Origin of the sequence: Pseudomonas sp. LJDD11 (genome assembly GCF_024584215.1) — a bacterium.
Taxonomy (GTDB): Bacteria; Pseudomonadota; Gammaproteobacteria; order Pseudomonadales; family Pseudomonadaceae; genus Aquipseudomonas.
Map to the genome: position 1 here is coordinate 323,607 of NZ_JANJFL010000002.1, position 12,520 is coordinate 336,126.

Annotated in this window: 14 protein-coding genes; all 14 read left to right on the top strand. The window is 60.6% G+C overall.

The features are described from left to right. The first annotated feature begins 148 nt into the window (after positions 1-148). The 14 genes from NRB16_RS04045 to NRB16_RS04110 all read left to right on the top strand — a co-directional run bounded on the left by NRB16_RS04045 (position 149) and on the right by NRB16_RS04110 (position 12,519). A complete protein-coding gene (locus tag NRB16_RS04045; protein ID WP_257105519.1) occupies positions 149-637 on the top strand; it encodes a phage regulatory CII family protein in 489 nt (162 codons plus the stop codon). Continuing rightward, the gene (locus NRB16_RS04050) at positions 630-833 is read left to right on the top strand and encodes a TraR/DksA C4-type zinc finger protein (RefSeq protein ID WP_257105520.1); all 204 of its coding nucleotides are present in this window, start codon (positions 630-632) and stop codon (positions 831-833) included. The genes NRB16_RS04045 and NRB16_RS04050 overlap by 8 nt, the downstream gene beginning before the upstream one ends. Beyond that, on the top strand, positions 830-3,526 hold the full coding sequence (locus NRB16_RS04055; RefSeq protein WP_257105521.1) for a bifunctional DNA primase/polymerase: 2,697 nt from the start codon (positions 830-832) through the stop codon (positions 3,524-3,526). The genes NRB16_RS04050 and NRB16_RS04055 overlap by 4 nt, the downstream gene beginning before the upstream one ends. A gap of 327 nt (positions 3,527-3,853) precedes the next feature. Further along, entirely contained in the window at positions 3,854-4,324 is a 471-nt protein-coding gene (locus NRB16_RS04060) for a hypothetical protein (protein ID WP_257105522.1), read from the top strand. A gap of 247 nt (positions 4,325-4,571) precedes the next feature. Continuing rightward, positions 4,572-4,916 (top strand): phage holin family protein, encoded by a 345-nt coding sequence (locus NRB16_RS04065; RefSeq protein ID WP_257105523.1) that lies wholly within the window; start codon positions 4,572-4,574, stop codon positions 4,914-4,916. Next, positions 4,906-5,265 carry an HNH endonuclease gene (locus tag NRB16_RS04070; RefSeq protein WP_257105524.1) on the top strand — a complete coding sequence of 120 codons (360 nt, stop codon included), beginning with the start codon at positions 4,906-4,908 and terminating at the stop codon, positions 5,263-5,265. Before NRB16_RS04065 ends, NRB16_RS04070 begins: the two co-directional genes overlap by 11 nt. Positions 5,266-5,407: 142 nt before the next feature. Further along, complete coding sequence (locus tag NRB16_RS04075) at positions 5,408-5,941, top strand: phage terminase small subunit P27 family (protein WP_257105525.1); 534 nt, start codon at positions 5,408-5,410, stop codon at positions 5,939-5,941. Further along, on the top strand, positions 5,904-7,739 hold the full coding sequence (locus tag NRB16_RS04080; RefSeq protein ID WP_257105526.1) for a terminase large subunit: 1,836 nt from the start codon (positions 5,904-5,906) through the stop codon (positions 7,737-7,739). The genes NRB16_RS04075 and NRB16_RS04080 overlap by 38 nt, the downstream gene beginning before the upstream one ends. Continuing rightward, positions 7,736-7,948, top strand: a complete 213-nt coding sequence (locus NRB16_RS04085; protein ID WP_257105527.1) for a hypothetical protein — start codon at positions 7,736-7,738, stop codon at positions 7,946-7,948. Before NRB16_RS04080 ends, NRB16_RS04085 begins: the two co-directional genes overlap by 4 nt. Continuing rightward, the gene (locus NRB16_RS04090) at positions 7,938-9,206 is read left to right on the top strand and encodes a phage portal protein (RefSeq protein WP_257105528.1); all 1,269 of its coding nucleotides are present in this window, start codon (positions 7,938-7,940) and stop codon (positions 9,204-9,206) included. The genes NRB16_RS04085 and NRB16_RS04090 overlap by 11 nt, the downstream gene beginning before the upstream one ends. Then, the gene (locus tag NRB16_RS04095) at positions 9,203-10,156 is read left to right on the top strand and encodes a S49 family peptidase (protein WP_257105529.1); all 954 of its coding nucleotides are present in this window, start codon (positions 9,203-9,205) and stop codon (positions 10,154-10,156) included. Before NRB16_RS04090 ends, NRB16_RS04095 begins: the two co-directional genes overlap by 4 nt. 61 nt (positions 10,157-10,217) lie before the next feature. Continuing rightward, a complete protein-coding gene (locus NRB16_RS04100) occupies positions 10,218-11,531 on the top strand; it encodes a phage major capsid protein (RefSeq protein ID WP_257105530.1) in 1,314 nt (437 codons plus the stop codon). A gap of 59 nt (positions 11,532-11,590) precedes the next feature. Further along, positions 11,591-11,965, top strand: coding sequence for a hypothetical protein (locus tag NRB16_RS04105; RefSeq protein ID WP_257105531.1), 375 nt, complete (start codon positions 11,591-11,593; stop codon positions 11,963-11,965). A gap of 2 nt (positions 11,966-11,967) precedes the next feature. Continuing rightward, positions 11,968-12,519, top strand: coding sequence for a hypothetical protein (locus NRB16_RS04110; RefSeq protein WP_257105532.1), 552 nt, complete (start codon positions 11,968-11,970; stop codon positions 12,517-12,519). Position 12,520: the final 1 nt, after the last annotated feature.

Here is a 12,520-nt window from a genome sequence, read left to right on the forward strand (position 1 = left end):
CCGCCGATCAAATCCTCTCTCCACAAGTGTTTCTGATCGGCTCGAAACGAACGTCGTGCTCACAGCGCGCAAACACAACTTTCGGTCGTGGCTGAAGGATAGGGCGTGCCTTGCTCCTTTGCTACACCGTTAACCAGGAATTAACGGTATGAGTCGTACAGACCTGTTGCCGGACGCAGGGCCGGTTCTTCCCCTGCGGCAAGCGCTTTACCGCGCTGGGCGCGACTACAAAGGCGGGCTTACCGCTTTGGCCTTCACGCTGGGGATGGACACGGATGCCATCCAGAAGAAACTCCATCCGAGTGAGGAACGCCGCTGGCCCACGCCTGATGAACTTGAAGAGATCATTCGTGAGACGGCGGATCCTAGGCTGCTCGACGCGCTTGTTAGGCCCGCAGGTGCTGTCTGGTATCGCCCAGTTCCGGTGCCAGCGACTCAAGAGGCGCTCAAGGCTGTAGGTGAAATGCTTGCGCGGGCCGGGCACTTCGTTGGCACGATGCACGCCGGTGCTGCTGACAATGTATGGGAACCGCATGAGGTCGCTGCTCTGGAAAAGGCGGGCAACGACGTCATCCGTGAGGTGCTTGGCATCATTGCTGGGGCGAAGGCAGCGATGGAGGCCGCAGACAATGGCTGACGAAGTCGATCTCGCGAATGACCACGCTGAGCACATGCTGCGCTTGGCGATTCAGCGTATTCCTGCCCCTTCATTCTCTGCTGCTGCCGAGTTTTGCGACGATTGCGGGTCGGATATTCCTACTGCTCGGCGCATTGCGGTGCCGGGCTGCGTCACCTGCATCGATTGCCAATCGCTCCGGGAGCGACGTGGATGATCGACGCGGCCGCTCCAATCTCTTCCTTTGCCCGCTACTACATTGAAACACTCGGCATGGCCTTGGTCCCGATCCCGCCTGGGGAGAAGGGGCCAAAGGGTCAGGGCTGGAATCAACCAGGCGGATACATCACCGATCCGGTGACCGCCGAGACCTTTTGGCATGAAAACCCGGCATTCAACATGGGGGTTGTTCATGCCCCTAGTCGTGTCTGCTCGCTTGATGTCGATGATATCCAGTGGACCCGTCAGGTCCTGTTTGATCTGCTAGGTCTGGACCTTGATGCGTTGGCTCTCGTTCACCCGACAGTTGTCGGCAACCCCGAGCGGTTTCGCATCATGTTCTCGGTGCCTGATGGTCTGGAGCTTAGTCACCATGCTTTAGCGTGGCCGAATGAAAATGATCCTGACGGTTCGAAGCATAAAGACCTGCTCCGCAAGGCGCGTGAGGCTGGCGTGGCAGGTGATGCTGCTCGGGAGAAGCTATACCGTACCGAGGCTCAGCAATACGCCCGTATAACGGTGTTTGAGTTGCGCGCCGGTTTAACGCAGGACGTACTTCCTCCCTCAGTCCACCCTGGTACAGGCAAACCCTACTTCTGGCGAACTGCACCTGGTGCTGATGGTTTGCAGGTTCTGAATGTCGATCTGCAAAAGATCTGGGCAAACTGGGACATCTTCAAGCGCGATGCTGAAGCCGCGTGTCCTTGGGCGCCCAAACAGAAAGAGCCTCCTGCTAAGAAGCGCCGTCCGGTCAAGGCGAGTGAGGGTAAGCCTTCCGTCATTGATGAGTTCAACCGCAGCCATGACGTCACCGAGCTGCTGCGCGCGCACGGTTACACGCGCAAGGGCAGCAAGTGGCTGTTTCCGGGCAGCAGCACCGGGCTACCAGGAATCACGGTAGATGCTGATGAAGGGCGGGTCTACTCGCACCATGCGGCGGATCCGCTTGCTAACGGGCACAAGAATGATGCCTTCGAGGTGTACTGCATCCTTGAGCATGGTGGCGATCAGGCGCGTGCGGTGAAAGAGGCTGCGAGGATGCTGGGAATCTCGCACAGCACTTCGGTATCCAGCCCAAACCCACCGCTGCTGGGTGAGCTTCCCCCGACCCCAACCGACAACGGCGAGCCGAGCCCGGCCGGCGAAGGCTCGCCGCCTGTCGACGGGGGGCAGGGGGAGGCGTTCCCGCTGGATCAGGTTGTGCGGCGGTTCGCGTTGATCGAAGGCACCACGTCGGTGTGGGACGTCGACAAGTCGATCCGCATGAAGAAGACGGCATTCGAAGCGCTGATCAGCAAGCCCACTGCCAAGGCGTGGCTGGACGATCCGAACCGCAAACTGATCGGTGATGACCAGGTCAAGGAACTGGAGCGCGCGCGCAAAAATGCTGGCAAGAAGGCAGGTGCGCTGGGTATGTCCCCCACGGATCGCTATGTCTATATCGACGGTACCAAGGACGTCTGGGATCGGGAGAAGAAGCGGCGTATCCCTGAAGGTGCACTAAAGATGGCACTGGGTGACTTCTATCAAATGTGGCTGAACAGCCCGGATCGGCGCGTGGTGGACGTCGATCACATCGTCTTCGATCCGACTTTGACAAAGGATCCGGCGGTCTACATCAACACGTTTGAGGGATTGCCCCTTGAGCCGATCGACGACCCGGCAGCCTGTGAAAACATCCTGTGGCTGATCAAGTCCCTCTGTAACCATGAGGAAGAGCCCTGGCAGTGGTTGCTGCGTTGGCTTGCTTACCCCTTGCAGCACGTTGGATCGAAGATGGATACAGCAGTGCTGATGCACTCAACGATGGAAGGCTCGGGTAAAAGCCTTCTGTTCGCTGACATCATGGGCCGCCTGTATGGGCAATACGCTGCGACGGTTGGTCAGGCCCAGCTTGAGGGTAACTTCAACGTCTGGCAGAGCCGCAAGTTGTGGGCGGTCTTTGAAGAGGTCGTTTCACGGGACCAGCGTTACAACCAGGTGGGCAAGATCAAGCATCTGATCACCGGCAAGACCGTGCGTATGGAGTCGAAGTTCGTCAACGGCTGGGAAGAGTCGAACTTTATGAACGCGGTGTTCTTGTCGAACGAGATCCTTCCGTGGCCTATCACCGACAGTGACCGGCGGCAGCTGGTGGTGTGGCCCCTTGAAACACTTTCGGTTGAGAGACAGAAGGCTATCGGGCGTGAGCTTGATGGTAATGGCGTTGCCGCCCTGTATGGCTGGCTGTTGAAGGTCGATCTGGGCGACTTCGATCAGCGGACCCGGCCACCCAAGACCGCTGCGCGTCAACGACTGGTGGCGCTGAGTCGCTATGCCTGGCAAACGTTCCTGCACCTTTGGCGCACCGATGAGATCGGCCAGAACATGTGGGGTGCATGCTTATCCAGCGACCTATACGCATTGTTCCTGGAGTGGTGCAGCAGAGGCAAAGAGGGATCAGTAACTCAAACCCGGTTTTCCGAGTTCATCAGTGCTGACGTGCCGAAGACTGATAGAGGTGTCCCGTGGACGGATGGCAACACTCGGCGACACGGTGTCTTCTTTTTTCCCGATGACGAAAAGGCTTCCCTGCCCCCATCAATGAGGGCGGCCGATCTAGGTCAATGCGTGGCCGCTTGGCGAGCTGCTGCGAAGCTGGCGGGCTGGAACGTCGACAACTGGGATCACGTCAAGGCGGTGGCCGCATGATTACGTCTGAAAGTGTGTTGGGTGTGTATGGTTGTGTAGGGTTTGTGTTGACTGGTCTACACAAAGAAACTCCGCTGTTTTCGCGGCCTGCCGGGGTCTGTGTTGGGTGTGTAGGGTTGTCGCGCACGCGCGCGCATGCGCACGAAACTGATTCGGCAAATCAATCTGAAAAAAAATCTTCATGCGAACCCCAAAAAGCCTGCACACCCTACACACCCTGCACAGCATTGATTAATTCATTGAATTTATTAGGTTTTAGGTGTGTAGGGAGTGTGTTGGGTTGGGCTGTCTGTGTGTTGGGTTTGGATTTGCTGGGGAGTTCGGGTCATGAATGTTGAGATCGAGGGGCTGATGCAGCATTGGGGAGAGCAGCGCGCCCGGCTCGGCCTGGCTTCTGGCGTCGGCAGCCAAATGGGATCAATCATGGAGTGGAAAGGGCTGGCACCCAGCGGAACACCGGGTTCGCGGATCTTGGCGGGAGGCATGGGGCTGGACCACATTGCGAGCGAAGTTGAAGCGGCGGTCGCAGAACTTGAGCGTCGACCTGAAACGACCAGAGGACCACAACTGGCCAAGCTTGCGCGGTTTCGATACCTGCACCAGGTGCCGGTCCGGGAACAGATGCGTGAGGTTGGGATCGCGGAAGGTGCTGACCGAACCTACCGCAACTGGATCACTGCATTGCATCAGCAGGTGCTACTGATCCTGACCCTTCGAAGCGGTTCGACTCGCGGGATCGGGCAGGCGCATGGCGTCGATAACCGCGCTGGCTTCCGATCAATCCCCCGGAGCCGCTGACCGTTCGTCGGGGCTAAATGCACAACTCGGGCACAACTGATGCACAACTGATGCACAACTCGATCCAACCGTTAAATGATGCTTTTCGGTTTTTCCGAACGGGGGTACAAAGTCGCCACTATCTGCGAAATCCGATTGGGATCGCTGGTTGACTCACGGTACTCCTCCCGCCTTGGTCTGGTCACCTCGGCATTCAAACCCTGCCATTCGGTGGGGTTTTCTTTTTCCAGCATTCCATGAGGTCCGTATGACTGACGAACAGGCGTTGGCTGAGATGCCAATTTGGATGGTGATCGTTCTCGCCCTGGTCGGCGGCGTATCGGGTGAGATGTGGCGGGCAGACAAGGACGGTGCGCGGGGCTGGGCGCTGGTGCGCCGGTTGGCTTTGCGCTCCGGTGCGTGCGTGGTCTGCGGTGTCGGCACCATGATGCTGCTGTACGCGGCGGGTGTGTCGATGATGACCGCTGGCGGTATCGGTTGCCTGACTTCGTTGGCGGGTGCGGATGTCGCGCTTGCGTTGTACGAACGCTGGGCGGCTAAACGCCTGGGTGTTCCGCCAGTCCCGCCAGTGGGCGGCGACCATGTCCAGTAACCAGCGCTCGACCAGCGCGCAACGCGGCTACGGCCACCGCTGGCAGAAGTCGCGTGATGCATTCCTGCGGGCCAACCCGCTGTGCGCTATGTGCTCGACGGATCGCCGTCCAGTTGCAGCATCGCTCGTTGACCACATCAAGGCGCCTCGGGTGCTGGCCGCGAAGCAAAGCGGCGATCCCGAGCGCATCAAGGCTGCATGGAAACTGTTCTGGGACACGAACAACTGGCAGCCGCTGTGCAAGTTGTGCCACGACTCGACAAAGCAGCGCCTGGAGAAGTCCGGGCGGATGGTCGGGTGTGATGATTCGGGTCGTCCCGCTGACCCTCGCCACCATTGGAACCGGTAGCCCGACCGGTCGGCGAGAGCTGTCAGCGGGGCAGGGGGGGTGAAAAACTTTTTTCTCATCCCGTACTAGACCGCCTCCCGATCTCTTTCCGCAAAATGCGGGAAAAATGAGGGTGGGGGGGTATGAGGAACAGGGGGTTCAAATGGCAGGAAATTCTAATTCCGGTCGTTCCGGCAAGCCCGCCGCGCTGCACATCTTACAGGGCAATCGTAGCAAGAAGAACTTCGACGAGCTGATTGCTGAAGTCAAGCAGCCAACGGTGCCCGTCGACGCGCCGCCGATGCCTGACATTCTGAGCGACGATGCTGCTGCCGAATGGGAGCGGGTGATTCCCGATTTGATCGCGCTGGGGCTTGTGTCGCGGCTCGACTTACTGGCGCTGGCCACGTACTGCCAGGCCTACGGCGACTGGCTCAAGTACCAACGGCTGATCGCCAAGCGCAATCGCGAATCAGATGATGAGCTTGCGGGCGATGTTCAGACATTCAAAACCGGCGCGCAGCAGATGCACGTCCTCCGGCAACTGGCTAACGACGCTGAGAAGCGGGCGAATTCTGCGGGCGCGGCCTTCGGGTTCTCGCCGATGGCCCGTCGCAACATGAAGACGGCTATGCAGCCGCAAGGCGAGCTATTCCCCAATGAGCAACGAGACGCAGCCGACCGATACTTCAATTAACGACCGGGTGACCGGTTTTGCCAATGCAGTGATGGGCGGCGCTCTGGTCGCTGGTCCAGATGTTCGCAACGCTTGTCGGCGACACCTCAATGACCGGGGAGACGGCCACAAGCGTGGACTGGTCTGGGATCAAGAGGCATGTGACCGGGCGCTCGGTTTCTTTGAGGAAGTGCTGTGTCTCAACGGTGGCGACTACGAAGGCATGCCGTTTCTGCTTGCGCCCTGGCAAGCGTTTGTCGTTGGTAGCCTGTTTGGCTGGAAGACGATCGATGGTCGTCGCCGGTTTCGCCTTGCGTACATTGAGACCGGCAAAGGATCGGGCAAGTCACCGCTGGTGGCCGGCATCGGTCTTTATGGGCTGGTGTCCGATGGCGAGCAGCGCGCCGAAGTCTACGCTGCCGCGACAAAGCGTGATCAGGCCATGATCCTGTTCCGCGATGCTGTGTCCATGGTCAACATGTCTCCGGCACTGGTGGCCAGGGTCGTTCAGTCGGGCCGTGATGAGAAGGTCTGGAACCTATTCTACCCGAACACCAACAGTTTCTTCCGCCCGATCAGCGCGGATGAAGGCCAGTCAGGCCCCCGGCCCCACGTCGGGCTGCTCGATGAGATCCATGAGCACAAGACCCCGACCGTAGTGAACATGATGCGGGCTGGTACGAAGAACCGCCGCAAGGCCCTGGTGGTGATGATCACTAACAGCGGCTCGGACAAGAAGACGGTCTGCGGCCAATACCACGACCTTGGCGTACGCATCTGCGCTGGCCAGGAAGAGGACGACAGCTTCTTCGCGTTCATCTGCTCGCTTGACGAAGGTGACGACCCCTTCAAGGATGAGGCGTGCTGGCCCAAGGTTAACCCGTCGCTGGACCATATCCCGGAAGGGCTGAGCGACGGCATTCCGGGGCGCAACTACTTGCGCGAACAAGTGCGTGCAGCCCGAGGCCTCCCGGCGCAAGAGTCGGTGGTGCGCCGGCTCAACTTCTGCGAGTGGACCCAGGCGGAATCGCCGTGGATCAGTTGGGAGGTCTGGAGCCAGGCTGCCGAACGGGTGCCGATGCGCATGCTGCGTGACCGACCTTGTGTGGCTGGCCTCGACCTGGCCAGTACCACCGACCTGACGGCATTCGTTCTGCTGTTCTATCCGACAGTGCACGACCCGCACTGGCGATTGCTTTCCTACTTCTGGATCCCGGATCACGACTTGGGGGAGCGCGAAAAGCGGGACAAGGTCCCGTACGCCCTGTGGGTCAAGAACAAAGACCTCGAAACGACACCAGGCCGGGCCATCAGCAAGCTGCATGTGTTGAGGCGCTTGCAGACGATCTGCGCGTTCTTCGACGTGATCAAGATCGCATACGACCGTTGGCGGATTGAAGACCTGTTGCAACTGATGGTCGAGCACGACATATCGCTGCCGGAAATGGTGCCCTTTGGGCAGGGCTTCAAGGAGATGGGGCCGGCAGTGGACGAGTTCGAGCGCCGATTGCTGGGCCTTCCTTCTCCTGCTGAGCGTAACGGGGTTACAGACCTGGGGCCAGATGATTTCGAGATCGTGAGCGAGGTCGTCGAGCAGCTCGACGTCGAGACGCTGCGTCACGACGACAACCCGGTGCTCACATGGTGCGCAAGCAACGCTGTGATCGTCAGCGACCCGGCTGGCAACCGCAAGGCCGACAAGGCCAAAGCTACAGGCCGCATCGACGGCATTGTCGCGTCCCTGATGGCAACCGGCCTGAGTGGTACCGGGTTGGTCACTGGGGGTAAATCTATCTACGACGATGGGGTGGGTATATGAGAAAGCTGGAGGTGCTGGCCTGGCTGGTCGGCCTGCTGGGCTTCGGCCTGTTGGTGTCCGGTGTGATGCTTGTAAGCGTGCCTGCGGGGCTGATCGTCGCGGGCCTGTTGCTGATGTTCTGGTCGTGGCTCGCTGATCGGGCGGCTGCACAGCCGCAAGCCCGGCACGGCCCCATAAACGCGCAGGCAGGGGGTGACCATGTTCCTTAGCAAACAGCGTGGTTCGGGTGTCGTCTCCAGCCCGGTGGGCAGTTTTTGGCGTGGTCTGATCGGATCGGGCCGCAACAGTTCGGGTGTGCAGGTCACGCCGGAGTCGGCCCTGGCGGTGCCGATCGTGCAGAACTGTGTGACCCTGCTGGCCGAAAGCGTGGCCCAGCTACCGCTGGAACTGTATCGCCGTTCGGGCAATGGCCAGCGTGATGCGGCGATCAACCACCCCCTGTACGACGTGCTGCGCTGGCAGCCCAACCCTCGGCAGACGCCTTATGAATTTCGGGAGGGTGGCCAGCTGGCGTTGGGGCTGCGCGGCAACTGCTACAGCCTGATCGAGCGACGGTCAGACGGTAACGTGCAGGCGCTCTGGCCGCTGGATAACGACAAGGTCATCGTGCTGAAGGGCAGCGACCTGATGCCGTACTACCAGGTTGGAAGCCTGCAGGACCGCTTCGCGATGCGGAACATCCACCATGTCCGCTGGCATTCGCTCAACGGCTACGAAGGCATGTCGCCGATCATGCTGCACGCTGAAGCGGTGGGCCTGGCCCAGGCGGTGCGGCAGTACTCGGGCAAGTCGTTTGCCAACGGCGCGACCGTATCCGGCGTGATCGAGCGGCCACGCGAGGTTGGCGCGATCCGGGACCAAGGCGCGATTGATCGGGTGCTGGATCAGTGGGGCAACAAGTTCGCTGGCCTGGACAATGCGAAGAAGGTCGCCATGTTGCAGGAGGGCATGACCTTCCGGCCCGTGTCGATGACCAACGTCGACGCCGAAATCATCAGCATGCTGAAGCTCTCCGGTGTTGACTGTGCGCGGATTTACAAGATCCCGCTCCCCATGGTCAACGACTTGGACAAGGCCAACTACAACACGATCGAGCAGCTGCTGATTCAGTTCGTGGTGTTCGGTCTGCTGCCGTGGGTCAAGCGGCATGAGCAGGCCATGATGCGCGACTTCCTGCTCCCGGCAGATCGGCGCGAGTACTTCATCGAGTTCAACGTCGGCGGGCTGATGCGTGGCGACCAGAAGTCGCGGTACGACGCTTATGCGATCGGACGGCAATGGGGCTGGCTGTCGGTCAACGACATCCGGCGCCTGGAGAACATGCCGCCTGTCGAAGGCGGTGACGTGTACTTGCAGCCCCTGAACATGGTGGGCGCTGGCAACAAGGCGCCTGATCCGAACAACCCAGCCGTGCGTGCGCAGCTTGAGCTGCAGCAGCGCGAGATCGAAAGGATGCTCGCACAATGAAGAATTACTTGCGGGCCTCGGGCCTGTTGTTCAACCAGCCATTGCTGGTTTCCCCGGACATGCTCGACTTGGGCGTTCGCTGGGCCAATCAGGCCATGAACCTCAACATCATCAACCTGGCCCCAGGCAGTGGCGCTAGCCTCTGGTATGACGATGATGATGACCGGCAGTCCATTGCGGAGCAGCAGGAAGAGCAGCGCCGTGCCCAACTGGCCGCCACGGGCGTTCAGGTGATCGGCGTTCACGGGCTGCTGGTCAGTCGTGGCAGCCACATCAACGCCTGCGAAACGATGACCAGCTATGAGGGGCTGCGGCAGCAGCTCCAGCAGGCGATTGCTGAGCCCCTTGTCGAACGCATCGTGCTGGACATCGATTCGCCCGGGGGGGCGGCTGTCGGTGCGTTTGAGCTGGCGGCTGATATCCGGGCCATGGCGCAAATCAAGCCCATCACCGGCATCGTCAACTTCATGGCCTACAGCGGCGGCTACCTGATCGGTTCTGCGTGTAGCGAGCTGGTGGTCAGTCAGACCAGCGGTGTCGGCTCTGTCGGTGTCATTGCCAGCCACATGGACCGTTCGAAGCAGGCTGAGGCCCAGGGCGTGAAGGTGACCACGGTCTACGCCGGAGCGCACAAAAACGACCTCAGCCCCAATGAGCCGCTGACGGATCAGTCGTTGAAGGTCTTGAACGACATCGTTCAGGAAAGCTACGAGCTGTTCGTCGGCGCTGTGGCCGATTATCGCGGGCTTAGCGTGCAGGCGGTGCGAGCCACTGAGGCCGGCCTCTACCGCGGCCAGGCGGGTATTGATGTCGGCTTGGCTGATCGGCTGCTCAGCCCCCAGGCCGCAATCGATGACGTGGCACGCTCGGTTATGCAGGCCCGAGCACAGCGGCAGTCCGGCCGGATCGGCGTGCGCGCCTCGGCCATCAACATTCAAGCAGCACTCTGACCGCGTTCGCGGCAGTTCAAACCACCCGCTTCGGCGGGTTTTTTTATGCCCAGGAGGCACTATGTCCCTTGTAACCCAGTTGCGCAGCGAACGCGCCGCTATCAATGAAAAGATCCAGGCGCTGGCCAAGCTGGAGGCTGGCGGTACTGAGCTGAGTGCCGAGCAGTTGAGCCAGTTCGCCCAGTTGGAGGTTGAGTTCAAGACGGTCACTGAAAAGCTGGCCCGTGCCGAGTCTGCCGAGCGTCTGGCGGCACAGAGTGCTGTGCCGGTCAACGAAGGCGCGCAGGGTATTGCCAGCCCACCTGGTTCGATCAGTGGGCCCTTCAACCAAGCGACCCAGCCCGGCGTTGCCATGGCGCAAATGGTGCGCTTGCTGGTGCAGGCGGGTGGTAACCAGACCCAAGCTGCTGAGCTGGCAAAGACCGGTGGCTACGGTGCTGACGTGCATATGGCGCTGTCGACCGTCACACCGGGTGCGGGCGGTGTGCTGGTGCCGGAGAACTTCAGTACCAGCGTGATCGAGTCGTTGCGGCCCAAGTCCGTGGTGCGTTCGATGGGCGCGGTCAGTCTGCCGCTAAACAATGGCAACCTCACCATGCCGCGTGTGATCGGCAACACCCAAGTCGCTTACGTCGGTACCGAAGAAGATATCCCGCTCACTGAAATGGAGTTCGGTGACCTGAAGCTGTCGTCCAAGAAGGCGGCGGCGATCGTACCGATCTCCAATGATCTGCTGGCCTGGGCGGGGGTCAACCCGCGTATCGATGCGCAGGTGAGCAGTGATCTGGCCACCAGCATGGGTCTGTCTGAAGACCTGCACTTCATTCGCAGTGCGGGCAGCGCGGTGCTGCCGAAGGGCCTGCGTTACTGGGCGCCAGCGGGCAACGTGCTGCCTGCACCGGGTGGCGTGACGCTGGAGATCGTCGATCTGTACCTGGGCGGCATGATGCTGCGCCTGGAAGCCGCGAACGTCGACCTGGCCGCGTGTGGCTGGTTGATGGCGCCGCGCACCATTCGCTGGCTGCAATCGCTGCGTGACGGCAATGGCAACAAAGCGTACCCCGAGATCGATATGGGCCTGCTCAAAGGCTACAAGTTCGCGCTGACCACGCAGATCCCGGTCAACCTGGGCGCGGGCGGCAATGAGTCCGAGATCTACTTCGTCAACTTTGCAGACTGCTACATCGGCGAGGACCAGAACCTGGCCGTCGCGATCAGCACCGAGGCGTCCTACAAGGACGGCAACGGTAACACCGTCAGCGCTTTCCAGCGCGATCAGACGCTGATTCGCGTTATCAGCAAGCACGACTTCGGCCCACGCCACGTCGAGTCCGTTTCTGTCGGTACCGGTATCACCTGGGGTGCTGGCATGTAATGCGGCTGGCCCTTCCGCCTGGCGGGGCTGAACAATCAATCTGATGTGGAGTAGAGGACATGATCGAGAAAGTGATCGTGACGTTCACCAAGGCGTGGCGCGGCTATTCGGCAGGCGAAGTCGCTGGCTTTGTTGCTGATACGGCCAGCTCGCTGATCGGTGGGGGTGTAGCCACTGCATATGCCGGTGAGACTGCCGTCGTGTCGGTACCTTTGGCAAACAGTCGTAAACCGGGTGGTAAAGGGGCGGCCAAGAAAGCCGAGCCTACCAAGCCCGCTGCGGCGCCGGAAACCACCGGTCAGGATGAATCGGGCGGTACCGGCACCACCAGCACCACCAGTGAGCCTGGCGGTGAAGGTGGCGACAATGAGGGCGGTGGCGGCGGTACTGGCGATGAAGGCCCGCCGGCAGACCCTGACGACGAGAAGCCCTGACCATGGGCCGCCGTATCGCGTACATTGGTGAGCCTGTGCTCACCGTTGCCGAGGTGGCCTATCAGTGCCGCCTGGAGCCAGAAGATGTGCAGGAAGAGCTGATCAGCGGGATCATCATTCCGGGCGTCACCGCCCAGGCCGAGGCCAAAACCGGTGCCGGTATTCGTGTCGCTGAATATGAGGATCATTGGCCCGAGTCTTATCGCTCTGGCCATGCGCTGGATATCGGCCAGGCCCGCGAAGTGTTGTCGATCAGCCGGCTGGCCAAGGATGGATCGGTTGAGCTGCTGGACGTGGCGTACTTTCTGCGTGTCGATCGCCAGGAAAGCTTCCTGATTTTCACGGAGGAACGGCCACCCGGTGAGTTGCTGATTCGCTACACCGCTGGCACTGACCTGGAGCGCTGCCCGGCAGTGCGCACCTGGTTGCTCATGCAGTCCGCAACGGCGCATGAGTTCAGGGAAACCCTGGTCAGTGGCGTATCGCTGGCTGAGTTGCCGGGCTCAATGCTCGATACCCTTCTCGCCGAGATCACTGTACCGCCGAGGTTCTGAT

Bases quoted from the DNA above. Each gene is read 5' to 3' on its own strand.
- NRB16_RS04045 (WP_257105519.1), top strand. From the start codon at position 149: ATGAGTCGTACAGACCTGTTGCCGGACGCAGGGCCGGTTCTTCCCCTG.
- NRB16_RS04050 (WP_257105520.1), top strand. From the start codon at position 630: ATGGCTGACGAAGTCGATCTCGCGAATGACCACGCTGAGCACATGCTG.
- NRB16_RS04055 (WP_257105521.1), top strand. From the start codon at position 830: ATGATCGACGCGGCCGCTCCAATCTCTTCCTTTGCCCGCTACTACATT.
- NRB16_RS04060 (WP_257105522.1), top strand. From the start codon at position 3,854: ATGAATGTTGAGATCGAGGGGCTGATGCAGCATTGGGGAGAGCAGCGC.
- NRB16_RS04065 (WP_257105523.1), top strand. From the start codon at position 4,572: ATGACTGACGAACAGGCGTTGGCTGAGATGCCAATTTGGATGGTGATC.
- NRB16_RS04070 (WP_257105524.1), top strand. From the start codon at position 4,906: ATGTCCAGTAACCAGCGCTCGACCAGCGCGCAACGCGGCTACGGCCAC.
- NRB16_RS04075 (WP_257105525.1), top strand. From the start codon at position 5,408: ATGGCAGGAAATTCTAATTCCGGTCGTTCCGGCAAGCCCGCCGCGCTG.
- NRB16_RS04080 (WP_257105526.1), top strand. From the start codon at position 5,904: ATGAGCAACGAGACGCAGCCGACCGATACTTCAATTAACGACCGGGTG.
- NRB16_RS04085 (WP_257105527.1), top strand. From the start codon at position 7,736: ATGAGAAAGCTGGAGGTGCTGGCCTGGCTGGTCGGCCTGCTGGGCTTC.
- NRB16_RS04090 (WP_257105528.1), top strand. From the start codon at position 7,938: ATGTTCCTTAGCAAACAGCGTGGTTCGGGTGTCGTCTCCAGCCCGGTG.
- NRB16_RS04095 (WP_257105529.1), top strand. From the start codon at position 9,203: ATGAAGAATTACTTGCGGGCCTCGGGCCTGTTGTTCAACCAGCCATTG.
- NRB16_RS04100 (WP_257105530.1), top strand. From the start codon at position 10,218: ATGTCCCTTGTAACCCAGTTGCGCAGCGAACGCGCCGCTATCAATGAA.
- NRB16_RS04105 (WP_257105531.1), top strand. From the start codon at position 11,591: ATGATCGAGAAAGTGATCGTGACGTTCACCAAGGCGTGGCGCGGCTAT.
- NRB16_RS04110 (WP_257105532.1), top strand. From the start codon at position 11,968: ATGGGCCGCCGTATCGCGTACATTGGTGAGCCTGTGCTCACCGTTGCC.